The following is a 24,720-nucleotide window of genomic DNA, read 5'->3' as shown; positions in this document are numbered from 1 at the left end:
AAATTTTGGACTCCAATTAACAGCCCGGTCAGTCCAGACATTGTCAAAAAAATAACCTGTTCCGGACGACGGAGCAAAGTGTCGAGATATTAGATCTGGAGCCATTTTATCTATCAGGCACTTTTACGCGTTGGGACAATGAGGACCGGGCATCGGGATTTATGGAGAATCCCTTCGCTAACGCTTCCCATAATAAGATGATAGACCGCGCCTCGTCCATGAGAACCCACAACGATCATATCTACGTCCAGATCCGAGGCCTCCTTAAGAATTACTTCTACCGTTGGCCCGTGCACAAGGAGCGCCGTTGCTTCCAGGCCTTCTTTGCGTAATCGCTTTGCTATCTCCTGAATCTGGCGATGCTCACGGTGGAATTTTTCCGCGAGCGAATCTCTAGCAGCTTGCGGGTCCGCTCTGAATTCAAGGACGTCCGGCGCCGGCTCTGCGTTATGCAGAATCCATACTTGGGCTGACATTTTTTTAGCTACTTCTTCCGCTTCTTTCATAATTAACTCCGTTGATTCGGAAAGGTCTAATGCCACCAGCAGCTTCATATCTTTTCTCCTTACGTTACGCACCGCAGTACCAATCTGTACCAGGAGCCAGCCGATTTATCCATAGTCCGACTGGCTCCTGGGCCCGATCAGTAGCAGCCTAATTCTACAATATCAGACTAACCACCCCAAGCCTTTTCGCGATAGGCAACCTGCGGATGTCTGCCTGCAGAAGTCCAACTTGAGCGCATCGTGCGCATAGTGAAGAATATTCGTGCTGGCTTTCCTGCCAGCTGGCAACATGATCGCATCCTTTCGAGGCTGTACTGCTTTTCAGCATAACATCCTGGGAAGTAAAGGGGTCGGCAACAAATGATTATCATTCGCAATTTCACCGAACCCTCTAATCCTGCCGCTATTCCTGTGTCCGAGCAGGTCTTCAGGGTCTTCGTTGCTACAACCTGCGAAACCTGCGCGTCTTCCAAAACTATGCCTCAATTCAATCACTCTCAAGTTCCCGCTTTGCCGATTCGAAGTGTGAGGATGTCAAATCGCATTGTTGGTTATTAGTGCGATTCTTACTGGGTCGCCTGGCAAATAGAGTTTCTAAAGATGACAGCTAATTTAAACTGGTCAGTCATACGAATTCGAACAACGTGGGCAAACGCTTGGCGAACATTGATAAAGATAGAGAAAATGGGGCACATAATTGCCAGAGACACGGAGATCAAAAGTCCTCGTGCCACCCATAGGGTAACCCGTTGAAAATCAAGGAGAGTGCTGCCAGGGGCGGAATCGAACCGGTCCGCGCTCGGCACCGACACGAGGATTTTCAGTCGGACTTTTATTTTTCTAACTTAATAAAATCAGCCACTTACGACGCATTCCATTCCCATTTGTGCCAGTAAACGCCAGATACCGCCAGTTAATCAGGCACAATATTGGCACATCGATCTGATGCTGCTCTTCTGCAAATTGCAGACGCTCAAATTTGAACCTTCAGCGGCCGCTATCGCCGAGTTTACCCTAGCCTTTTGCGTACCAGCCATTGTCGACATACAGCGCGTTGCCGGTAATAAAGCTGGCCTCGTCCGAGGCCAGAAATACCACTGCCGAGGAAACTTCTTCGGGTTCGCAGATGCGCCCTTGCGCGTCGGCGAGTGCCCCTTCTTCCCACTCCTGCCCAGCCTGGTCCAGCTCACTGATTTCGCGTAGACCATGCGCCGTCTTGACGAATCCGGGGCAAACCGCGTTACAACGAATTCCCTGGTCCCGGTATTCAACCGAGATCGCGCGTGCGAGCTGTAACACTGCGCCCTTGGTCATGCAGTAGAGCGACTCGAGTGCATAACCAAGCTCCGAGGCAATCGACGCGGTAATGACGATTGAACCGCCGCCGTTATCGCTCATCTCCTTGACCGCGCGACGGCACACCAGAAAGGCGGAGCGTACGTTGATATCCATCAAACGATCGTAGTCATCCTCGGTCGATTCGTGCAGCGGCTTCACGGTAATGGTGCCGGCGTGATTGAACAGCACGTTGTAGGCCCCGAGGGTTTCGGCAACCCGATCGAAGGCGGCATCCACCTGTCCCGCGTCGGACACATCGGTCTCGATAAACTCTGCCGTGCCACCCTCATCGCGAATCATCTGCACGGTTTCCTCGCCGGCCTCCTTCTGAATATCCAGGATGGCGACGCGGGCGCCCTCCCTGGCGAAAGCCAGCGAAGTGGTGCGCCCCATGCCGGCGGCCCCACCGGTGATGACCGCAGTTTTTCCAGCCAGACGGCCGGGGCGATTACCGGTTTGATCGATACCAGTGTTGCTGTCGTTAGTCACGTCTAATCCTCCGTTGTCATGTCGACCGCTCTGTTACGGCGACTATTAATTGTTGCTAACCTCGGCGCTTATGTGCGCACCGTTCTGATTTTTTGAAAAAAAATTGAAAACAGTTCCTGCTGCGAAGAAATATCGAGCTTGGCGTAAATGTTTCTGCGGTGAATGCGTACTGTGCCCGCGGATATCCCGAGGCTTTTTGCAATCGATTCCGACGAATGTCCTTCAAGTACCTGCGCGACTACCTGGGTTTCCCGTGGTGTGATGCGCGGGCCGAAAACAGCGCCCACCGTATTTTCGATGATGGTCGGATTGTCACCCGGTTCCTGGTCGGTCGAGTCGACTTCAAACCAGTCGGGCACGGCCTGCCAGTGACGCTGCGCCAGACTACTGACGATCGGCACCACACTCTCCAGCAACCTGAATTCACGCGCCGAGAAACGCTGGCTTTCACCCGAGCGCATTAACGAGATAACCACCGCGACGTCGTTCGGCAGGTAAAAGGTGTAACAGATTTCCTCGGCGAGCCCGGTACGTACGTAGTAGGAACGATAATACTCGCTTTGCAGGAAACGATCGGGCGCGATATCCTGCAACCGGTAAAGCCCGGTATCGACCTTGCGCCCGCAGGCCTTGAAAAACGGATCGAGCAAATAGGGGCCCTTCAGGTAGTCATCGACAAATACGACCCGTTCGGCAGGTGAAAAGGTGTGGAACAGGCAGATCGGCTTTTCGTTCTGGTGATAGGCGAAGGAAACCGAGTAGTCGAAATCGGTAATGGATTTAAGTGCGCTGAGCAGGGTGTCGGTGAATTGATCCCTACCGATCGAATCGATACATTGGGATAACAAAGAGATCCAGGTGGCGTTTCCCAGGTCGATCTTTTTCGCTCGCCCGGAATTATTCGCCATCACAGAATTTTCCTTTTTTAAGTAATTTACACAATTTGCATTTGTTTTCTTATTTAGCGGCATATACCCCAAATTGAGCAAATTGCATGCATTTGCTCAATTTGCATGGTAGTATATTTTCTCTATAAAACTCAAGACTAAATTATAAAGAGGGGGGAAGATGCACCTGCCGGGGGATGGAGTTGGTCGATCAATCCAATAGTCCACGTGATATTGATATCGAGTTTCGCGGTGTTACCAAACGCTTCGAAGACGTCGTGGCGGTTGACGACATATCCCTTAGCGTCGAGCGTGGTGCCTTCTTCAGTTTCCTGGGCCCATCCGGTTGTGGTAAGACTACTTCACTGCGACTGATTGCCGGTTTTGATCAACCCACGCAAGGAGAAGTTTTTATCGGCGGTAGCTCGGTTGTTGGAATCCCGTCGCACAAACGGCCGGTAAACATGGTGTTCCAGCACTACGCCCTGTTCCCGCATATGGATGTTGCTGAAAATATTGGCTACGGCTTGCGTCAGCGCAACCCGAAACCTGCCAAACAGGAAGTTAGCAAAAGGGTGGATGAAACCCTGGAATTGGTGCGGCTCGGCGGATACGGCAAGCGCAGGGTCTGGGAATTATCCGGCGGACAGCAACAAAGAGTGGCGCTGGCACGCGCGCTCATTAACCACCCGACCTGTTTGTTACTCGATGAACCCCTGGCAGCACTAGACCGCAAACTGCGTCGCGAAATGCAGATTGAATTGCAAACGCTGCAAAGAGAAGTCGGTATTACCTTTATCCTGGTGACGCATGACCAGGAAGAGGCGCTGTCGATGAGCGATCGCATTTGCATCATGCGCGACGGCCACATCGTCCAGTCCGGCAGCCCGCGTGAACTTTACGATGAACCGATCAATCGCTATGTGGCCGATTTTGTCGGCAAGAGCAATTTTTTCAGTGGCGAAGTCGTCGAGACCAATGGCTCGAGCGTCACGGTAAAATTTGATTCCGGCCAAGTGCTTACTGGTAAAAAACCAAAAGAAGCACCAGGCCTCGGTAACGGGAGCAAGGCCAGCATTGCCGTGCGGCCCGAAATGATTTCTATCAAATCTGCAGATGAAACAGATACCAATTCCAGCATCGCCGTAAAAGGACGGGTGATGAACCGGATTTTTCTGGGTGAGCACTCGGAATACCTGGTTGCAACCGAAGGATACGGTGACGTAATGGTGCTATCTCCAAAATCCATTGAACACAGCAGTAGAAGTTTTTCGCCAGACGATATGGTCTCCCTAAGCTGGAGATCCGATGCTGCGCTGGTGCTTGGAGATGCTTAAGACCTGGCTGTAAATCCGGCAGTCATGGTCTTTGTGATTATAACGGATCGTTTTCGATGAGGGCATAAGATGAGTAAAACTAACGATGATAATAAACCGATAAGCGCCAAAAAGTTCATGAAGTATTTTCGCAGCTATCAGAATGGCTCAATTTCACGCAGGCATTTTCTGGGCGTAACCGGGCTAGGTACGGCAATGACCGTAATGGGCACGGCCGTGCCATCGCTGTGGTCAGGCAAGGCCCACGCATTTGGTGACCTGGGCGACCGCCTGGTATTTTCCACCTGGCCGAACTACTGGAACCAGGTCAACCTGGATGAATTTTCCGAATTGACGGGCGTGCATATCCAGGTCAATGCGTTTGGTTCGAATGAAGAAATGCTGGCCAAGTTACAGGCTGGCGGGACGGGTTGGGATGTTTTCGTGCCGACCAACTACACGATTTCCAACTATGTCGCGCTCGACCTGATCGAGGAGCTGGATTTGTCCCGCATCCCCAATTACGATGCCGCGGCCAACAACCCAAAATTCGCCGGTCCCGCTACGGTAAACGGTAAGGTGTATTGCGTGCCGAAGAACTGGGGAACCACGGGATTTATCGTCAATACCAAGAAAATCAAGAGCAAGCCCAAGTCCTGGAAAGATTTCTTCGATGTAACCATGGGCAAGGGCTCCGGTCATACCATTGTGCATGATTACCAGCTGACCACCATCGGCGCGGCACTGTGTGCACTGGGCTATTCATTCAATTCGATTGATGCCAAAGAACTGGCCGAGGCTGAAGCACTGCTGGTCAAATCCAAGCCGCATCTGTTCGCTATAACCTCTGATTATCAGCCAGGTATTCGCAGCGGTGACGCATGGATGTCGATCTGCTGGAACGGCGACGGCACCCAGCTCAACAATGATCTACCGGAAATGGAGTACGTGATCGCGACCGATGGTGGCGAGATCTGGTCGGACTTCTACGCGATTCCAAAAGGTGCACCTCATCGGGATGCCGCCTATGCTTTCATCAACTACATGCAGGACCCCTATATTCAGGCTCGAGACGCCGCGGTTCATGGCTATGCGCCTACCGATGCCCGTGCGATTGCGTTGCAGCCAGATGCGTTGGCTAATGATCCTATTCTGCATCCTGCGGCAGAGCTGATGAATGGCCTCGAATTTGGGGCAGCACAGACACTGACCGACCCGATCCGCGCCGAGGTCATAGCGCGTTTCAAGTCTGCCTGATCCAGGTGTAGGACTTAACGACGGATAACGATGAGAGAAGACAGTAAGCCGAACCGCTGGCTAACAGCTGCTTTGTTAGCTCCCACTTCAATGTGGTTCCTGTTCCTGCTGATCTTACCTCTCATCGTTATCCTGGTTTTCAGTTTTGGTGAACGCGCGGCGGTAGGAGGATATGCCGGCGGTTTTACGCTTGAACAGTATGCCAATCTTCCTTCACGCCTGAAGGCATTCCAGAACACGATGTTAATTGCCCCTTTGGGGACTTTGTTGAGCCTGATTGTGGCTTACCCGCTGGCCTACTATCTGGCTTTGAGAGTGAGCCGACGATTTAAACTCCTTCTGCTTGTCCTGGTAATAGTGCCCTTCTGGACCAGCCTGCTGGTACGCACCTATGCCTGGATTTTCATCCTGGGCGGACGCGGCATCCCGACATTGCTGGAGTTCATCGGCATCGAGGGTGTGCGGCTGATCAATACCCCGGGCGCGGTCCTGGTGGGCATTGTCTATGGTTATCTGCCGTTGATGGTGTTTCCCATATTTGTCTCGCTGGAAAAACTCGACAAGAGCCTGTTGGAAGCCTCCAGTGATTTGGGAGGCTCGCCATTTAAAACCTTTATGCAAATCACGCTGCCTCTGTCGATGCCAGGAATAGCAACCGGCTGCATGCTGGTGTTTATCCTGTTGATGGGAGAATTTCTGATCCCGGCGTTTCTTGGCGGCGGCAAGGTGTTCTTCATTGGCAATGCGCTGGTCGATTTATTCCTGCAGTCGCGCAACTGGCCTTTTGGCGCCGCGGTATCGGTCACGCTGGTAGTCATCATGCTGATCACGGTCAGCCTGTATATGCGGATGATGATGCGCAGTAAAACTGGCCGCGACGAATCGTTGATGTAAAGGGGAAAAACAGTGCGAATCTACGCTATTGCCGTTTTTCTCTTCTTGTACGTGCCAATCGGCATCATCGTGTTGTTCAGTTTCAATGCCGGTCGACACGCCAGCGAGCTTCGGGGCTTATCCGTCCAGTGGTACGGCAAAGCGCTGTCCAATCCGTTTGTCGGTGACGCTTTCGTCACCAGCCTGATCGTCGCCTTCTCGGTCGCGATTTTATCGAGCCTGATGGGTACGGCGGCGGCGCTGGCCCTGCAACGCCTGAAGGGAACGATGCGCGTCCTGTTTGACGGACTGATCTACATATCGGTCATGATACCGGGCATTGTTATCGGCATCGCCACGCTGGTGGCGCTGGTGACGGTTTTTGATTTTCTGAATCCTTTACTGGCCTCAATCTGGCCGGAAGGCACAAAGCCGCCGAAACTGCACATGGGATACGTTTCGGTTATCGCGGCGCATACGTTGTTTACGATGTCGCTCGTGATCATCCTGGTACGCGCCCGCATCGCCGGCATGGACCGCTCCCTGATCGAGGCCTCGATGGATTTGTATGCAACTCCCTGGCGCACCTTTTACCAGGTTACGCTCCCGCAAATATACCCCGCTATCCTGGCAGGTTTCCTGCTCAGCTTTACCTTCAGTTTCGATGATTTCATCATTTCTTTTTTCGTCGCGGGAGCAAATACCACACTTCCGATTTATATTTTTTCTTCGATCCGAAGGGGCATCACACCAGAGGTGAATGCCATCGGCACAATGGTCCTCGCCGTGTCTCTAATTCTACTAATGACAGCCCAGTTCTTCCTACGTGCTCGTACCAACCGTTAGCAGCACAGGGAATACATTGAGTCCAAACCCTGGATACAGGCCAGCTAACAGGAAGTAATCTTGGGGTCGATTTAGAGATTAAGGAAGAATTCTGGAAGAAGGAATGGTGCCCAGGGGCGGAATCGAACCACCGACACGAGTATTTTCAGTCAGAATTTTATTTTTCTAACTTAATAAAATCAGTTACTTACGCGCTTCCCGTTCCCATTAGTGCCAGTAAATAGCAGTAACTGCCAGTAGTTAGGGCACAAAATTGGCACACTAGTTTAATGCTTTGTGTACCGATCACTTTTATTTATTTTTCCCAATAATTGATGTGGTACCTGTTGCGGGACTTTGCACAACGAAGCATAACAATACACAACTAATCCTCGCAAAACTCCATGTGGCGGGAGTTTAACCCTGAACCAGAGAATCGATCCATGTGGACAGATACTAACAAATCTTCCACGTGAACTAGTCACATATGCAGCCACATAATCTGCCGGAAGAAGCTTTGCTTTCGCGGCAGTCCGCTAAAACAAGGCAATGGGAGAGTTGCGGGGATGACGGAGAAGTAGCGCAGGATCTATGGTGGTTGTGCGGTTAACGAACGCCGATTATGGGTGTTTATTTGGGCCAGAAAGCAGCAAAAGTCTCGTCAACCAGGACCTCAAAATTCTCATTAACCCTGGTTTGGGCATGCTTCAGTTCAGCGCCCGTCTGCTGGCGTAATCGCTCAGCCTCGGCTTCCGTCAATTGTTTCTGCTTTTCTTCATAAAGTATTAGCACTTTCTGGGTGCGCTGCTCATTACGCCTTAGTAACTGCTTGGCGTTTCGACGCGCGTCGCTTACAGCCGCCTCAGCCTCCTGCTGGGTGCGTTTTATCCTCTCCTTGGCTTCCCGTTCGGCCTCCAGCACCTGCTGAATCGGATTCGTCATAGTTGGCTTCATCTAACGAAATCTATCTCGAGCAATTCGATCGGACTTGATCTTGATCATGGCGAATGAAGTTGTGTGCAAGAGAATGATTATTACATAATAAACATTAAGTTATCCGAGAGACTGGCCATCTTGCCTGGAATTTCATTTTTCCGATACGCCGATATACAGGCACGGGTTAGGGCGCGCATCGGCGCCATGCCCGATGAAGCCCGCTGGCACTATGTCGCCGATGCCAGCGATCTCGACAACCTGATTGAGCGGATGCGAAGCAATGGTCTGTCCCATTGGGTCGCAGATTTGCCGCGCTCTCCGGACACTAACACGATTGAAGGTAGCCTGCGGCAACATTTGCTGAACCTGCTCGACAATGTTGGCCGCCTGTTGCCAAACCGCTGGATCGGTGTCAAACGTTGGCTATATCTGGCGAGTAATCTCGTGTGGGTGCAACGATTACTCACAGAAGCCGATATCGAGCCTCCAGAGCAGATCGATGCGATGCTAAAACCGATCTTCTCGTTACACATAGATGAACGAAGCAAACGATTGGAGCAAACGCCCTACCATCAATACCTGTCGACATCGTCACCATTCGATCGCTGGTTGTCGGACTTTACCGCCTCCTGTCCTTCCGTATCAGGACGGGAAGCTTACGTGCTCAGAAGGCTCGCCAAAAGCATTCTTCGGCACAGAACGCGAATACTCGATTTACGTAAACAGGCGAACACCAATAACACCGCGGATCTGACTGCTCAATGGCGACTACGTGACGAGCTTACGCGCGAATTGCGGGGACTGATTGGCGGTGATCCGTTCCATGTTGGTCTGGTCCTGATCTACTGCTTGCTCGAACTGTTGCAGTACGAACGTTGTCGGGCGTTTCTGGTGGCGCGCTCGTGCGGATGGGAGCGACCGGAAATATTGGGGAGTACGGCATAATGTTCAGGCCAGTGGAAATGATCTGGGTCGATTTGTTGGTTGATCGCAGTTCGGTCACTGCTGCCCTGGATATTCTCGGTCGTTTAAAGGTTATTGAATTATGCCAGTATGATCGGCCACAAACTCCATTTGAAGTGGCATCAGAGTCCGGCTTGTTGGAACGACTGGTTACCGTGGGACAAAATCTGGAGAGCATCGCACAATGGCTGCCGAAACCGGATATGACGCTGATCGATATGGAGCGGCGCAATCAGTCTACCGAGCTCGTGTTGCCAGAGCTGGAACGACGTTGCCACGACTGGTTGCAACAGGCCAAACCCATCATAAACCAGTTACGCAAAGCCAGTACTCGGCTCGAAGAGCTCGAGGTGCTGGTAGTTTGCCTGGAGTCGTTACCCCCGCAAGAGTTCGATATTGCGCTGTTGGCGCATGATCCATCTCGCGCGTTCCCCCCTTTCGTCGCCCTGGGAACGGCGGATGACGTCGATGTCCTGGACGCGCGCCATGGGCAAATCATCGGGCGCGCCTATCCAGTAAAGCACGGGGATGACGAGGAGCCCGGCAAAGAGCGCGTTTTGGTGGTAGGTGTTACCGATGCCGATGCGCTTGGCGAACTGGAGCGACGCTTCCATAGCCGCGGTATGCGGTTTGTCAGTGTTCCAGCGGGGCTGAAGGCATCCAGCACCGAAGCCCTTGAACAGGCGCGCGGCTTGCTGACCGAACAAGCGTCTATCCATGAAAAACTTGTCGCTGAGCTCGAAGAACTCAATCAGCGCACCGGTATGGCCGGCGACCTGTGGTTGCTCAATCGCCATCGCTGGGTAAACGAAACGCTGGCGGACTCGCTCACCGGAAAACGTTTCGTCTGGCTTGGCGGATGGGTTCCGGAGACCCGTTACGACGAGCTGGTGACAAGCCTGCAATCCGACAATGTGCCATTCCTGATCAACCGGGAATCGGCGCAACAACACGGGCTACCGCCAGTGCAGCTCGATAATCCGCGGTGGATCCAACGGTTTGAAACCTTCGTGCGTGGTTTTGGTGTGCCCGCCGCCGACGAGGTAGATCCGAGTCCATTGCTCGCTATAATGACGCCATTGATGTTCGGTTATATGTTCGGCGACGTAGGACAAGGTGCGGTTTTGATTGTCATCGGTTACTTCGCTCGCCGGTGGGTTCCGGTGCTGGAGTTGCTGATTGCCGGCGGAATCAGTTCAGTGGCGTTTGGATTTCTCTATGGATCATTGTTTGCCAATGAGCATATTCTACCCGCGTTGTGGCTCAGGCCCATCGAGGAGCCTTTGTGGGTGCTCGGCATCCCCATCGTGTTCGGGTTCATCGCTATTTTTGCCAGCATGCTGCTCTTCGCGCTGCAGGCGCTGTGGCGTGGCCGGCTTCGTCGTTGGTGGGCTGTGGAAGCGCCGATCGTGATCATGTATCTCGCGCTGCCATTGGGTTGGTTTTCCATAACCGCTGCATTGCTGGTGGTCTTCGCGTCACTGGTATGGTTGTTCACCGCCGTCGGCATGCGTGGTTACCATAAGCAGGGTTTTGCCGGGGTGCTGCCAGCGGTCTTCAAGGAACTCGCCGAGCTGCTGGAGATCGTGTTCCAGCTCCTCATCAACACACTTTCCTTCGCGCGTCTGGGGGCGTTCGCCCTGGCCCACGCTGGTTTAAGCGTGGCTGTAATAGCACTTGCCGAAATGCCCGGGAGTATACTGGGTAAGATTGTCGTTTTCATTATCGGCAACGCAATCGTCATTGCCCTGGAAGGGCTGGTGGTTTCCATTCAGACCACGCGTCTAGTAATGTTCGAATTCTTCCGACGTTTCCTGGTTGGGGAAGGTCGGCCGTTCCGTCCCTTAACATTACCGAACGATACCCGGTTTGCCTAAAGAGGAAGTGAATCGATGCTACAAAATAAAATAAGATTCTTATTGAGCGCGACCGCGATCATGGCGTTGATCGCCACAGTCGCGTATCTGTCGCTGTTGTTGTTCCCACCAGTCGCCCTGGCTGCCGACGCCGAAACTGTGGTGGATCCCGGCGTTTTACGTTGGGGGTATATGGCGGCCGCCCTGGCCACGGGTCTTTCCGCCCTGGCCGCCGGCATCGCGGTCGGCGGCGTGGGTGCCGCCGCGATCGGCGCCATCGCGGAAAAACCGGACTTGTTTGGACGGACCCTGGTATTTGTCGGCCTCGCCGAAGGGATCGCGATTTATGGCCTGATCATCTCCATCATGATCCTTAATCGATTAGGATGAAGGACGCGCTACGCGTCACTTATATCGGAGAAGCGATCACCGCCGACGGTTTCGCGCTGGTCGGTGTGCAGCCACGGGTCACGCCGGCGGAAGCGGATGCCGTATGGCAGGCATTGCGTGAGGCGCGGCGGAATTCGAACCTGGTCATTCTTAATCAAGCGCATGCCGATGTGATTCAGACGCGTTTGCAAGAATTGATTTCTACCGAGCCAACACCTCCGGTCATAGTCGTACCGACCATGGCCAGCAATGAACTCGCTTTGGATCGTGTGGTTGCTCCGGCGCGACGCGTGTTGGGATTGAGCTGATCGAGATGGATTCACGCTTACCGGCCGATTTCGACCCGCAGCAGGTCTCGCTCTTTCTCGACAAAGTTGCCGAGGATTGCGATACCGAGTTACGTGAAATCGCGGCAAATCGAGATGCCGAGATCGCGCGCATCCGTGGGGATGCCCATGTCGAATCACGCCGCCTGTTTCGACATAGCGTCGAGCAGTTGCGTAACCGGCTTGTGCTGGAACAGAGCCGCTACCTCGCGCGGGTACGTTCCGATCTGCGTCGGCAACAGTGGGAAATTTTGACCGAGTCTCAACAACGCGTGCTCGAGGCTGTTTCGGATCGCTTCCGCAAGGCCTGGGAAGATCCGGGGGGACAATGGCAATGGTGTCGTTATTGGTTGGCGTTAGCCCTGGAGCGGGCTGGCGATAACGCAATCCGTGTCATCCTGGGTAATGGTGCGTTGGAAAACGTACGCGCAAGCATCGAAAAAAAAATCAGGGATCATGCTGCCGGTGCGACGGTGATTATTGATACACACGCTGATCCCGGTATCTGTATTGAGTGGAGTGACTACGTGATGGACGGCCGCCTGGCTTCTCAAAACACGGCAATCACCGATGCGGTGTTGAGCCGATTGTCCGACTTGCTGCTCGAGCAGAATGAGGGGATTTCGCAATGACGGCTCGGGCCGAAGTATTCTGGATCAACGGCGCGGTGCTGAAGGCGCGCCCCGAGGGCCATTTTCAAATGAAAGAAGCGGTGCTCGTGGGGGAAGATCGGCTCACGGCGGAGGTGATCCGACTCGATGCCGATTCCATCACCGTTCAGGTGTTCGAGGATACGACGAGCTTGAAACCGGGAGTCTTGATCGAAGGGAGTGGGTTGCCGCTGGCAGTAGATCTGGGCCCCGGCATGGTCGGACGCATGTTCGACGGGATTCAGCGACCGCTGGAAACGATCGCCAGCAGACAGGGCGACTTTGTCCACGCGGGTGTCGACATTCCCAATCTGGATCGGGAACAGGCGTGGCCGTTCCAACCGGAAGTTGCGGAGGGTGATGAAGTTTGCAGCGGACAGCAGCTGGGCGTAGTGCAGGAAACACCGAGCCTGGCTAACCGCATCCTCGCGCCGAGAGACGTGGCCGGCGGTCGCGTAACCTGGATTGCGCCCGCAGGAGAGTACCGTCTCGAGCAGCCAATCGCCCGTATTCTCTCCGAACAGGGGGAACGCGAAGTGGCGATGCTCAGGCGATGGCCGATCCGGATACCGCGGCCGGTCAAGCAGCGGTTGACGCCGGAACAGCCGCTATTGACCGGCCAGCGAGTGATCGACACCCTTTACACAATCAGCAAGGGTGGTGCGGGTGCGATGCCCGGCGGGTTCGGCACCGGCAAGACCGTACTGCAGCAGACGCTGGCCAAGTGGTGCGACGCCGACATCATTATCTACATTGGCTGCGGCGAGCGCGGCAACGAAATGGCCAGCGTGCTGGAGGAGTTTCCACAACTGGAGGATCCGCGCACGGGCCGGCGATTGATGGAGCGCACAGTGCTGATCGCCAATACATCGAATATGCCGGTGGCGGCACGGGAAGCTTCGATTTACACCGGTATCACCATTGGCGAATACTATCGCGATCAGGGCTACGATGTGGCGCTGTTCGCCGATTCGATTTCACGCTGGGCCGAGGCGCTACGCGAGATCTCGGGGCGGCTGGAGGAGCTGCCCGCCGAAGAGGGTTATCCCGCCTATCTCCCCAGCCGGCTGGCTGAATTCTTTGAACGCGCCGGTCGTGTCACGACACTGGCGGGCAAGGAATCCTCTTTAACGGTCATGGGTACGGTATCGCCGCCGGGCGGCGATTTCTCGGAACCGGTGACGGCCCATTCGCGGCGTTATGTCAAAAGCTTTATGGCGCTCGATCGAACCCGCGCGCAGGCTCGCTTCTATCCAGCGATCCACCCGTTGTTGAGCTACTCCGAGTATGTGGAAAATTCGGCGCGTTGGTGGCAACAGCGGGGCGGCGGCGTGCGGTGGGCGGAGCAGCGTGCGCAAATGCTCGAACTGATCCAGGAGCAGGCGCGACTGGAAAAGATGGTCAAGATTGTCGGGCGTGATGCATTACCCGCGGGCCAACGGCTGATTTTGGTGAACGCCGAAGTCATGGTGGAAGCCCTCCTGCGTCAGTCTGCATTTTCCGAGACCGATCGATACTGTTCACCAGACAAGCAAATCGCCATGCTCACAACGGTTGACGATTTTATTGCACGCGCCGAACAGGCGGTAAAAGACGGCATCGACCCGGATACCCTGTTGGCACTGCCCGTCACTCGACGGATTCGACGCATGGGGGAAGACATCCCCAACGAAAAACTCGAACTCTTCGACGAACTAGCCCACGACCTGGATACCGCGTTCGCGGCATTGGCGCCGGCCACACAGGCGGCAAGCGAATGATCAATCCGCAGCAACATATCCTGCACCGGGGCATTACCAGTATTCAGGGACCTCTCGTGTTCGTGCGCAACGTGGAGGGGGTTGGCCTGTATGACCGCGTCGAGGTGTTGGTGAAAGACGGTGGCGAATCGCGCATCGGCCGCATCGTTTCCATCACTGGTGAACATATCGTTGTGGAGGTATTCCAGGGTACCGACGGGCTATCCCTGGGCGAAAGCCGGTTGCGCTTGCTGTCCGAACCCATCCTGCTCGACGTAGGCCCCGGCATGTTGGGCCGTGTATATGATGGTATTGGCCGGCCCATTGACGGTGGACCACGAATAGCTGCACACGAGCGTCTGCGTATCGACGGCGAAGCGATCAATCCGATTAGACGCGAAGTCCCCAGCGAGTTCATCGAGACGGGGATTTCCGCTATCGATGCAATGAATTCGCTGGTCCGGGGCCAAAAGTTGCCAATCTTCTCCGGCAGCGGTCTAAGTCACGATCGACTGGCATCCAATATCGCGCGCTTTGCGCGGCTGCGCGGTACGAAAGAGCAGGAATTTGCAGTGGTTTTCGCAGCCATAGGCGTGACTTTCGAAACCGCCGAGCACTTCCGCCGTGAAATGGACGAATACGGTGCGATGGAGCGCATCGCCCTGTTCCTCAATCTCGCCAGCGACGCCGGCGCCGAGCGTCTGTTGACACCAAGGGTAGCGCTAACCACAGCTGAATATCTGGCATACGAAGAAGGGCGCCACGTGCTGGTAATCCTTACTGACGTCACCAATTACTGCGAGGCCCTGCGCGAAGTGTCGTCGAGTCACGGAGAAGTACCGAGCCGCAAGGGATACCCCGGCTACATGTACTCAGACCTGGCGACAATCTACGAACGAGCCGGGCGCATCAAGGGACGCCAGGGTTCGATTACCCAGGTGCCGATTTTGAGCATGCCTAACGACGACATCACACACCCCATACCCGATCTGTCGGGTTATATCACCGAGGGACAAATTGTTCTGGATCGCGATCTAGAGCGACGCGGTGTGTTTCCATCGATCGAGCTGCTGCCCTGTCTGTCGAGACTGATGAACGAAGGCATCGGTAAAGACATGACGCATGCAGATCACCCGGCATTCGCCCAACAACTCTATTCATCGTACGCCCAGGCTCACCAGCTACAGCTGATGTCCAGCGTGGTCGGGGAAGAAGGCCTGACTGCGAATGACCGTCGCTTGTTGCGTTTCGGCGAACGCATGGAGCGCGAGTTCATTCATCAGGGCAATGAAAGGCGAACCCTGGAAGAGACATTTGATATTGGATGGAGCTTGTTGTCATCCCTGCCCGATGAAACCCTGGTGAGGTTGTCGGATTTCCAGATCGGCGAACATGTCGCCCCTCGTCGCGATGTCTGAGGGAACGTCGTCCAAGACCGAACTGCTCGAACGGCGTGCCGAGCGTGAACTCGTGCGTGAAGGCAAAGCGGTGCTCGAGGAACGTCGCGATCTGTTAGCGCATTTCATGCTCGATCAGATACGGCATACCGAGCAACTGGCAAAAGAGCGCGACCGCATGTTAGACGAGGCACGCCAACTTCTGCACCACGCCGCGATGCGCCACGGCCTCAGCGGTGTGCGCCACTTCGCGGTCACCGAGACCAACCTGTCGCGGCCGCAATGGCAAATAGAAAACCGTATGGGTACCAATTGGTTAGTTGGCGCCGCAGCGGTGCCCGCACGGCCACCGCGCGAACTGGAAGATGGTGTCGAAGTATCGCTGGAATTGGACTTGACGGTGTCCGCATTCCAGAAATTGTTGATCAGGCTGCTCGAGTTGGCCGAATCGGAAAACAATCTGCTGCGATTGACGGATGCGTTTCGTCGCACGCAGCGCCGGGTCAACGCTTTGGATCACATCCTGTTGCCAGAGATCACCGACGCTATCCGGCGCATGGAAGAATCCATGGACGAAATGGAGCGGGATGATCTGGTGCGCTCCTTAATGATTAAGCGCAAGCAGGCGGTGACAGCGCCGCAGGATTAGTGGTCTGTGCCCTAATCCGCCGAGGAGTCCAATGTATGACCGGTTCCACAGAAGGTAACAAAACCTGGATACCCTCTGCGAGCGTGATCTGTCCTCATGTAGTACATTTTATAAATCTGCAGGAATCAGCGACGAGACCAAAAACTCAGACTGATTGTAAACTAATGATTCAAAAAAGGATTGAATGGTGCCCAGGGGCGGAATCGAACCACCGACACGAGGATTTTCAGTCGGGATTCAATTTTTACAACTTAATAAAATCAGCTACTTACGCGCTTCCCATTTCCGTTTGTGCCAGTAAATGCCAGTTACTGCCAGTTATTAGGGCACAAATTTGGCACATCAATTTAGTGTCGCCATTTTCCTAAGGGCAGACGCACTACCCTCGCTGGACAGCTTGTCAAACAGGCGCTGACCCATTACTGTTGACCCGGTTCGGTCCGTGAGATTCGACATGTCTATTATCGATACCCCCAACAAATTGCCGTCGGTCGATCGTCTTTTAAACGACCCGAATATCGCATCGTTAGTCAACGACCATGGAGCGCCGCTTGTCACTCGTTGTGCTCGCAATCTACTGGAAATAACTCGCCAGCAAGTTCTCGCGGGAAAGTCGTTGGAGTCAGACGATCTCTTCGACAGTCTTGGTGAAGACGTCGCCAGGGCGGTTCGTCCGTCGTTGCGAAGGGTCATCAATCTGACAGGAACAGTACTGCACACCAACCTGGGACGGGCCGTTTTACCCACATCTGCGATCGATGCCATGGTTGAAATCGGCCGGGGTGCCAGTAATCTCGAGTTCGATGTGATTGCGGGTAAACGCGGTGATCGTCATCAGCATCCTGAAGCATTGTTATGTCAATTGACCGGGGCGGAGGGAGCACTCGTGGTCAACAACAATGCGGCAGCCGTATTGCTGACGCTCAATAGCCTGGCCTTGCGCAGGCAAGTCCCGGTGTCGCGGGGTGAACTGATCGAGATTGGCGGAGCATTCCGGATGCCCGACATCATGGCACGGGCGGGTTGCAAGCTCGTGGAAGTGGGCACGACCAATCGCACCTATGCGAAAGATTTCGAGGCAGCGATGAGTTCCAGCACCGCGCTGCTGATGAAGGTCCATACCAGTAACTACGAAATTCAGGGATTCACCAGCGACGTCACCGAAGCAGAACTCGCCGGCATTGCGCAGTCGCACGATGTGCCTTTGGTGACTGATCTCGGCAGTGGCAGCTTAATCGATCTGGAAGACTATGGTCTGCCGCATGAGCCCACCGTCAGTGAAGCCTTAACCGCGGGCGCCGACCTGGTGACCTTTAGCGGTGACAAACTGCTCGGGGGACCCCAGGCCGGCATCATCGCCGGCCGCCGCGACCTGATCGATAAAATTAAACGCAACCCTATGACCCGCGCCATGCGACCTGACAAAATTACGTTGGCGGCACTGCATGCCGTGCTGCGGTTGTATACCGATCCGGCGCGCCTGGCTGAAGAGCTGCCTACCCTACGCTGGTTGACTCGCGACGTGACCGAGATCGAACAGTTCGCGACTCACTTATCTCCGATCGTTCAAGGCTACTGTGATGATTTCCAGGTCACGGTTGACCGCACCCAGGCCCAGGTAGGAAGCGGCGCACTGCCAGTCGATCGATTGGAGAGCGCTGCACTGAAATTCACTCAGCCCGGGGTACGTCGGCCCGGCAAAGCACTAAAGAGGCTCGCCAGGGCGTTCCGTGAGCTACCGATACCGGTTGTCGGGCGCATCACTGATGATGCCTTGTGGTTCGATCTGCGTTGCCTTGAAGATGAAGCGGAGTTTGTCGACAACCTGCAAGAACTAACGATCTCATGATCATTGCAACGGCAGGACACGTGGACCATGGCAAGACCGAGCTTATCAAAGCATTGACCGGCATCGATACTGATCGACTGCCCGAGGAGAAAGCTCGTGGCCTGTCGATTGATCTCGGATTTGCCTATCAATCCCATGACAACACGACCCTAGGGTTCGTGGATGTGCCGGGGCACGAAAAGTTTATCCGCAATATGCTCGCCGGTGTCGGTGGCATCGATCTGGGATTGCTGGTAGTCGCGGCTGATGACGGCGTCATGCCGCAGACACGCGAGCATTTGGCGATCCTCGACCTGCTGGGGGTCGATCAATGTGTCGCGGCGATTACCAAGATCGATCGGGCGGATGACGACCGCATCCTGGAAGTTCAGGAGCAGGTGGAGACCTTGCTCCGCAATGCCGGGCGCGAAGAAATTGCTGTATACCCTCTGTGTGCACCGGACAATGAAGGCGTTGATGCGCTGAAAAACGCGCTTTTTCAGCGGGTGCAAGCTGTGAGCAGTCGTCCGGTCGAAGGCCATTTTCGCATGACGATCGACAGGGTGTTTACGCTTAAAGGCGTTGGCCTGGTGGTGACCGGCATGGTGTTTGCCGGCGTGGCGAGCATCGATGACAACCTGGTCGTGTCTTCCGATGGATCAACCGTGCGGGTACGCGGGATTCGAGCACAGAATGAAGTGAGCGACATTGCGAGTACAGGCGAGCGTTGCGCAATCAACATCGTCGGACGCGGCGTCAGTGAAAGCTCTTTGCATCGCGGGAACTGGTTGATGCATTCGAGTTTGTATGCACCGACCAGAAGAATCGACGTCGACCTGCGAGTGCTCGACGCAGAAGCCAGCTCATTGAAACACTGGACCCCGACACATTTACATATTGGTGCGGATCACCTCGCCGCTCGCGTGGCGGTGCTTTCCGGCGGTGCCATCGCCGCCGGTGACCGGGGCCTGGTGCAATTGGTGCTGGCGCAGGATGCCTTCGTCGTTCACGGAGATCGATTCGTGTTGCGCGACCAGTCCGCCCAACGTACGATTGCGGGCGGGCAGGTCATAGACCCCTTCTCGCCGAAGCGCGGTCGCGCGCGACCGACCCGGATTGCAGCGTTGCAAGCCATGAATCGTCGAGATCCAGTCGACGTGCTCGCTGCACTAACAAAGATCAGCGAAGCCGGGGTGCCGCTGGCAGCCTTCTCCGTCGCCCACAATCTTACCGCCCTTCAAACCGATGCCATGATTGAATCGCTTGCCCTGAAACGAGTGGGACATCATCCCCGGGAGCAGGTCTTCAGTGCAACCCAATGGCAGAACTTGCTCAAGCGCATCGAAGCGACCGTTGAAAACTTCCACCGGCACAAACCTGAACGCTCCGGGGCCAGTCTCAGAGACATTCAGCTGGCACTAAAGCCTTTCGTCGAGACCACTGTACTGGAGGAAGCCACCGCGTATCTGAGCAATGAAAAACGCCTGGGAGACCGAGGTAAACGTTTTCATTTGCCGTCGCATACGATCGAGGTTTCCGAACGCGATCGACAACTTTGGGCGCGCGTCAGGGGCAGCCTTGCGCCGAATTCTGGTAGCCCGTTGAGCCTGAATCAGGCAGCGGGTGCAATGGGAGTCGACAAAGAAACACTTGAGACCTCGTTAAAGCACGCGGTAAAAATCGGCGAGATGGTACTGGTGGCCAAAAACCGCTACGTTCCGACATTCTATTTAAGCCGGCTCGGTTGCGCCGCTGAAACTCTGGCAAACAGCACTGCCGAGGGTTGCTTCACCGTTGCCGAGTATTGTGAACACACCGGGACGGGGCGAAACTTTGCCATTGTTTTACTCGAGTACTTCGATCGCCTGGGCTTTACCGAACGAACGGGTAACAACCGCCGCATCAAGCGCGCCGCAGTAGCCGTTTTTTCCGAACATGATGAATGTTGATGAGGAAGAGGATCGCACCCCGGTGGGGCGCCCGGTCTTCAAATCCGGTGAGGGGCGTACCACGTCCCTGGTGGGTTCGACTCCCACGCTCTTCCGCCACTTCTCCGGTGGGGTTGAATAGTTTGCCCAGGATAATTGTATCGACTAGTATCGCTTTATGAATTCGATCCAGTGCTCATCAACAAAATCCGCTAGCCCATACCGCAAATGCGAGATTTACTGAAATGGTAAGGCTTGCCGACGTCCCCGAACCGGACCGCAGCTACATGGCCGAGCTGGAATGTATTCCTTACCAGCACAATCCTTTTACCCCGGCAGTCGCTCCCGGTCAGAGGCACGTTGCGATTGTTTCATCTGCCGGTCTGATTATTCGGGGTCAACGCCCGATGCTTGCAAATGATACGGGATATCGGTCTATTGGCGCCGATGTAGCGGACAAGGATATTCTTTGCAGTCATGTTTCCGTTAATTTTGATCGCAGCGGTTTCCAGCAGGATATCAATGTGATGTTACCGCGCGATCGATTGAACGATCTCGAAGCCGAAGGCAGCATCGGTAAAGCAGCCGATACGCATTATGCCTTTATGGGCGCAACCCATCCTGATGAGCTCGAAGACAAGGCCCGCGAAGTCGGCAGATCGATGCTGGCGCTGGGGGTAAATACCGTCGTTCTGGCGCCGGTGTGACCCAATTGCACGCGCGCCGTGAGCGGGCTGGCCCATTTTCTCGAAGACGAAGGTCTGTCAACCGTCGTCATCGCCCTGGTGCGTGAGCATGTCGTAAAGATGTCACCACCGCGTGCGCTTTGGGTTCCGTTTGAAATGGGCCGCCCGTTTGCGACACCAAATGATATCGAACAACAACGGCGGGTTTTGAAAGCAGCGTTGACATTGCTGGACGAGCCCGGCCCGGAACCAATCCTGAAAGACTATGCCGAAGAAACCAGCCATCTTGAAGGCGATTTGAACTGGGTACCTCCGAGCAAGCTCAATGCCAAATCCGTCATCGCCGAAGCTCACTCTATACTGCCCATCTGGCACAAGGCTCAAACGCGTCTTGGAAGAACATCGGTTGGTATCAGCGGTTTATCACCCGAAGCAGCGGTCGAATATATTGACCGTTACCTTTCGCCCGATCCGATGCCGAACCCTAAAGGTATGGCGCCGGTTTCACGCGCGCGTTTTGCCATTGACGATATCAAGGTGTTTTATTTCGAAGCGGCATTAGCCAGCGGCGGCCATCCTGCGTCTCATCAACTGAACGAATGGTTCTGGAATCAAACCCTCGCCGGCAAGATGATCCTCGACTTTCAGGAATCCGCGCGTCTTTCGAATGATAAGAATCTGCGATCGATCGCAGACTATCTGGCCCCTCCGGAGCGGACTTACGAATATTTGAATTCGGCTTAGCAAATCACAAGTGCAAGCCACCAATTCAATCGGCAGGATTATTGAAAGATGGTGCCCAGGGGCGGAATCGAACCACCGACACGAGGATTTTCAGTCCTCTGCTCTACCGACTGAGCTACCTGGGCATAGGGGGCGGAAGCGCGTATTAAATAGTCGCGCACGGCTTGAGTCAAGCCTGAACCGGAAGTTTGCTGACTTTTTGTGTTTTGCCTCGAAATATCCCTTAGCGGTAGTGAAACTGCCTAGGCTGATCCAGTGGAAAATACCCGGCAATATAACCCTTTAAAAATATAACTCTTTAAATTTGCTGGAAAAATCGTCACAATGGACTTCCGTTAACGTCATTCTTACATGCAAAACGAGATAGAATTAAAGCTGCAGTCGACGCCGGCGACAATGCAGAAAATCGTGGCTTCCCGGTACGTCAAGAAGCTCAAGGCTGGAAAGACGGTCAGCCAAAATCTGGTTTGTACCTACTTCGATACGCCCCGTCACACCCTGCGTCGTGCCGGTATCACGCTTTGCATACACCATGATGGCGACGGCTATGAGCAAACCATCAAGGCGCCTGTGACAGGACCCACCGGACTCGAAACCTCGAGAGAATGGAAAGGCCGAGTACCCCGCAATGAACCGTGCGTGGAAGCCATAGAGGACAGGGAACTTCGGGCAATCCTGAAGCAAGGCAAACGTGACAAGCGCCTGGTACCGATGTTCACGACGAATGTCGAACGTAGGACCGTGCCGCTCAAGGTCGGCGGCAGCAATCATGAGCTCGCGCTGGATATCGGGACGATTTCCGCAAAGGACGGTACCTGTCATGAGCCGATCGCCGGGGTCGAACTCGAACTTCACAATGGCGATGCAGCGGCAATATTGGATCTCGCGCTCAAACTCAATGAATCGCTGGACTTGACACTGGGTCGCAGGTCGAAGGCTGAACGAGGTTATGCGCTCGCCCGTCCTGCCCTGCGTCCACGCGCACGCAAATCATCAAAGATTACCCTGGATCCGCAGATGACCGTGGGCGATGCCTTCTATCGGATCAAGGACAGTGCGCTCCAACATCTCTACGTAAATGAGATGCCGGTGTCAGAGGGCAGACCGGAGGCCATTCACCAGGCGAGGGTGGCCATTCGTCGCATCCGCGCAGCGCTTCGCGCCTTCAAGAGCGTTCTGCCTTATGACAAACGCAAGGCATTCAATGGCGAGTTTCGCTGGTTTCAGCGACGCCTCGCACACGCTCGTGACTGGCACGTGTTTATCGACGAAACCTTACCCGCAATCAAGGCGGCGCATCCCGACAGGCTCGAGGCCATTACCCGACTGCGAAAAATCGCCCTTGCCGAGCGTCAGCGAGCAACGCGAGACGTGATGGATATTTTCGAATCCAGGCGCTACACCCGGCTCATGCTGCAATTTGAGCGTTGGCTGGCGACGCCGTCCGAGGTTCTGGATCGATCCGCTATCGATCAGCCGGTCGCAGACTTCGCCGTCGAGGTGCTCGAGAAATCCCGCCGAGACTTTCTCATCGACACCCGCCCTTTGAGTCGTATGATCGGTGAGGACCTGCACAGCTTGCGCAAACGCGGTAAAAAAGCGCGTTATGCCAGCGAGTTTTTCTCGGGACTCTGGCCCGAATCGAGTACCAGGCCCTTTCTCAGTCAAATGGAATACATCCAGGATTCTCTCGGCATCGTTAACGATGCGATTGTGGCGCGACAACTGGTAGTCCTCACTCGTCCTGGCCTGCTGGATGTGCAAACCGTCTGGCTGGTGCAGGACTGGTCTGCCACCCAGATCAAGGACTGCGTCAAGCAAACACAGCGACACTGGCGCCGCTTCCAGCAAGCCAGGCCCTTCGCTGTTCAACCGATCGGGTAAGCGGGCCTGCTACACGTCGCGAGCCTTCATCCACTGGAAGCTGCTTGAGACCGACCCATCTTAGGGGCTTCAAAATCCCCTCCCCACCCCTCGGCGCATCCTCAAAATCCGGCATTGGGTGACGCAGGTCACAATTATTTAACCCGTTTTTCTATATCTTTGATTTTCCTGAGAATTTGACACATGGAATTTTCAGGTAACAGTAATTTAAACCGGTAACTTGCGGTGTTTAACGATTGATATGAAGCCTGTCTCTAAACTGATAATGGCGCTGCTGCTGTGCGGCAGCCTTGCCGCATGCGGCGGCGATTCGGGCGACGACACGTCGACCGTTTCGCTGCGCGTGACCGATGCTCCGATTGACGACACCGTGAGCGTGGTGGTGCAGTTCATCGAAGTCAGGCTCCGAAATACCAATGGAGCCTGGACGTCTTATCCTGTAAATCCACCCCGGTCGATCGATTTACTGAAGCTCCAGGGTACCAATACTGCCGATTTACTGGTCGATAAACCGGCCGACGTCGGTGACTATGACGAAATTCGCCTGCTGGTGGATAGCACGCCGATGATGAACTTTATCGATCTGGGCACGGCCGGCAGGGTCGAGCTGAAGATCCCGAGTGGCAGCTCGTCCGGCCTTAAAATCAAGGGCGATTTTTCCGTGCTGGAAAAACGCCCTACTTCGCTGGTGCTGGATTTCGACCTGCGCCGCTCGATCACGTTCGCCGGCAATTCGGGTAACTACATTCTCAAACCCGTGATCAGGCTGATCAACGATGCCGATGCCGGTTCCATTCGCGGCACTGTCAATTCCGCGTTACTCAGCAACATGCCCGCGTGCTCGGATGCAGACCCGAAGACGTACAACGCGGTGTATGCTTATAGCGGGCACAACGTCACCCCGGACGATATCGATCTGGGTTCAAATCAAAATGTCGAGCCGTTCGCGACCACCTCGATCGCCTGGGACGATACCAGCATGAGATTCCTCTACGAAATCGCATTTCTGCCCGCGGGTGATTACACCATTGCGCTGACCTGTAACGCCGATGCCGAAAATCTCGACGATGGCAACGACGACCTGAAGTTTTTCAATATTCAGAACGTTACCGTGGTGGTTAACAACACGCTGTTCCTCTAAAAAATGTCTCGTAACTGGCCGAAATCGAGCCCGGGATTCAAATATATCCCGCATTTTGCCGGCTAAACCCGCATTACAGCTACCTTTCGTCGGCAAAAGTGAAGCATTTACG

The 24,720-nt window shown here is 54.6% G+C and carries 22 protein-coding genes and 3 tRNA genes; 19 read left to right on the top strand and 6 right to left on the bottom strand.

The window, feature by feature from the left end:
- Positions 1-113: 113 nt before the first annotated feature.
- From OES20_01640 to OES20_01630, 3 genes are all read right to left on the bottom strand, one after another.
- Positions 114-554, bottom strand: coding sequence for a universal stress protein (locus OES20_01640; protein ID MDH3633382.1), 441 nt, complete (start codon positions 552-554; stop codon positions 114-116).
- A 966-nt stretch (positions 555-1,520) separates the two neighbouring features.
- Positions 1,521-2,333 carry an SDR family oxidoreductase gene (locus tag OES20_01635; GenBank protein MDH3633381.1) on the bottom strand — a complete coding sequence of 271 codons (813 nt, stop codon included), beginning with the start codon at positions 2,331-2,333 and terminating at the stop codon, positions 1,521-1,523.
- A 68-nt stretch (positions 2,334-2,401) separates the two neighbouring features.
- Complete coding sequence (locus OES20_01630) at positions 2,402-3,241, bottom strand: helix-turn-helix transcriptional regulator (GenBank protein ID MDH3633380.1); 840 nt, start codon at positions 3,239-3,241, stop codon at positions 2,402-2,404.
- A gap of 182 nt (positions 3,242-3,423) precedes the next feature.
- Here OES20_01630 and OES20_01625 point away from each other — a divergent pair, with 182 nt between their 5' ends.
- The 4 genes from OES20_01625 to OES20_01610 all read left to right on the top strand — a co-directional run bounded on the left by OES20_01625 (position 3,424) and on the right by OES20_01610 (position 7,512).
- Positions 3,424-4,557, top strand: a complete 1,134-nt coding sequence (locus OES20_01625; GenBank protein MDH3633379.1) for an ABC transporter ATP-binding protein — start codon at positions 3,424-3,426, stop codon at positions 4,555-4,557.
- Positions 4,558-4,626: 69 nt separating this feature from the next.
- Positions 4,627-5,793, top strand: a complete 1,167-nt coding sequence (locus OES20_01620) for a spermidine/putrescine ABC transporter substrate-binding protein (GenBank protein ID MDH3633378.1) — start codon at positions 4,627-4,629, stop codon at positions 5,791-5,793.
- A gap of 30 nt (positions 5,794-5,823) precedes the next feature.
- Entirely contained in the window at positions 5,824-6,687 is an 864-nt protein-coding gene (locus OES20_01615) for an ABC transporter permease (GenBank protein ID MDH3633377.1), read from the top strand.
- A 12-nt stretch (positions 6,688-6,699) separates the two neighbouring features.
- Positions 6,700-7,512 (top strand): ABC transporter permease, encoded by an 813-nt coding sequence (locus tag OES20_01610; protein MDH3633376.1) that lies wholly within the window; start codon positions 6,700-6,702, stop codon positions 7,510-7,512.
- 104 nt (positions 7,513-7,616) lie between these two features.
- Here OES20_01610 and OES20_01605 read toward each other — a convergent pair.
- Both OES20_01605 and OES20_01600 read right to left on the bottom strand, forming a co-directional pair.
- Positions 7,617-7,688 (bottom strand) — tRNA-OTHER (locus OES20_01605).
- Between the two features lie 433 nt (positions 7,689-8,121).
- Positions 8,122-8,433 carry a hypothetical protein gene (locus OES20_01600; protein ID MDH3633375.1) on the bottom strand — a complete coding sequence of 104 codons (312 nt, stop codon included), beginning with the start codon at positions 8,431-8,433 and terminating at the stop codon, positions 8,122-8,124.
- 132 nt (positions 8,434-8,565) lie between these two features.
- On the opposite strand from OES20_01600, the gene OES20_01595 reads away from it, so the two are divergent.
- The 13 genes from OES20_01595 (at position 8,566) to OES20_01535 (ending at position 21,583) form a co-directional block, all read left to right on the top strand.
- Complete coding sequence (locus tag OES20_01595; GenBank protein MDH3633374.1) at positions 8,566-9,372, top strand: V-type ATPase subunit; 807 nt, start codon at positions 8,566-8,568, stop codon at positions 9,370-9,372.
- Positions 9,372-11,267 carry a hypothetical protein gene (locus OES20_01590; GenBank protein ID MDH3633373.1) on the top strand — a complete coding sequence of 632 codons (1,896 nt, stop codon included), beginning with the start codon at positions 9,372-9,374 and terminating at the stop codon, positions 11,265-11,267. Before OES20_01595 ends, OES20_01590 begins: the two co-directional genes overlap by 1 nt.
- Positions 11,268-11,282: 15 nt before the next feature.
- Positions 11,283-11,636, top strand: a complete 354-nt coding sequence (locus OES20_01585; protein MDH3633372.1) for an ATP synthase subunit C — start codon at positions 11,283-11,285, stop codon at positions 11,634-11,636.
- On the top strand, positions 11,633-11,944 hold the full coding sequence (locus OES20_01580) for a hypothetical protein (protein MDH3633371.1): 312 nt from the start codon (positions 11,633-11,635) through the stop codon (positions 11,942-11,944). Before OES20_01585 ends, OES20_01580 begins: the two co-directional genes overlap by 4 nt.
- Before the next feature lie 5 nt (positions 11,945-11,949).
- Complete coding sequence (locus OES20_01575) at positions 11,950-12,594, top strand: hypothetical protein (protein MDH3633370.1); 645 nt, start codon at positions 11,950-11,952, stop codon at positions 12,592-12,594.
- A complete protein-coding gene (locus OES20_01570) occupies positions 12,591-14,372 on the top strand; it encodes a V-type ATP synthase subunit A (GenBank protein MDH3633369.1) in 1,782 nt (593 codons plus the stop codon). Before OES20_01575 ends, OES20_01570 begins: the two co-directional genes overlap by 4 nt.
- Entirely contained in the window at positions 14,369-15,769 is a 1,401-nt protein-coding gene (locus OES20_01565; protein MDH3633368.1) for a V-type ATP synthase subunit B, read from the top strand. The genes OES20_01570 and OES20_01565 overlap by 4 nt, the downstream gene beginning before the upstream one ends.
- Entirely contained in the window at positions 15,744-16,397 is a 654-nt protein-coding gene (locus tag OES20_01560; protein ID MDH3633367.1) for a V-type ATP synthase subunit D, read from the top strand. Before OES20_01565 ends, OES20_01560 begins: the two co-directional genes overlap by 26 nt.
- A 454-nt stretch (positions 16,398-16,851) precedes the next feature.
- Positions 16,852-18,246 (top strand): L-seryl-tRNA(Sec) selenium transferase, encoded by a 1,395-nt coding sequence (gene selA, locus OES20_01555; protein MDH3633366.1) that lies wholly within the window; start codon positions 16,852-16,854, stop codon positions 18,244-18,246.
- Positions 18,243-20,174 (top strand): selenocysteine-specific translation elongation factor, encoded by a 1,932-nt coding sequence (gene selB, locus OES20_01550; GenBank protein ID MDH3633365.1) that lies wholly within the window; start codon positions 18,243-18,245, stop codon positions 20,172-20,174. Before selA ends, selB begins: the two co-directional genes overlap by 4 nt.
- A 3-nt stretch (positions 20,175-20,177) precedes the next feature.
- Positions 20,178-20,273, top strand: a tRNA-Sec gene (locus OES20_01545).
- Positions 20,274-20,398: 125 nt separating this feature from the next.
- Positions 20,399-20,860, top strand: coding sequence for a glycine/betaine/sarcosine/D-proline family reductase selenoprotein B (locus tag OES20_01540; GenBank protein ID MDH3633364.1), 462 nt, complete (start codon positions 20,399-20,401; stop codon positions 20,858-20,860).
- 18 nt (positions 20,861-20,878) lie between these two features.
- Entirely contained in the window at positions 20,879-21,583 is a 705-nt protein-coding gene (locus tag OES20_01535; protein MDH3633363.1) for a hypothetical protein, read from the top strand.
- 49 nt (positions 21,584-21,632) lie between these two features.
- Here OES20_01535 and OES20_01530 read toward each other — a convergent pair.
- Positions 21,633-21,708, bottom strand: a tRNA-Phe gene (locus tag OES20_01530).
- 226 nt (positions 21,709-21,934) lie between these two features.
- On the opposite strand from OES20_01530, the gene OES20_01525 reads away from it, so the two are divergent.
- Together OES20_01525 and OES20_01520 are read left to right on the top strand one after the other, a co-directional pair.
- Entirely contained in the window at positions 21,935-23,467 is a 1,533-nt protein-coding gene (locus OES20_01525) for a CHAD domain-containing protein (protein MDH3633362.1), read from the top strand.
- 241 nt (positions 23,468-23,708) lie between these two features.
- Positions 23,709-24,608, top strand: a complete 900-nt coding sequence (locus tag OES20_01520) for a DUF4382 domain-containing protein (GenBank protein MDH3633361.1) — start codon at positions 23,709-23,711, stop codon at positions 24,606-24,608.
- Positions 24,609-24,720 lie beyond the last annotated feature (112 nt).

It is taken from the genome of Gammaproteobacteria bacterium (genome assembly GCA_029862005.1).
Taxonomy (GTDB): domain Bacteria; phylum Pseudomonadota; class Gammaproteobacteria.
The sequence above is the reverse complement of the archived record's forward strand: the minus strand, read 5'-3'. Positions and strand labels throughout refer to the sequence as shown.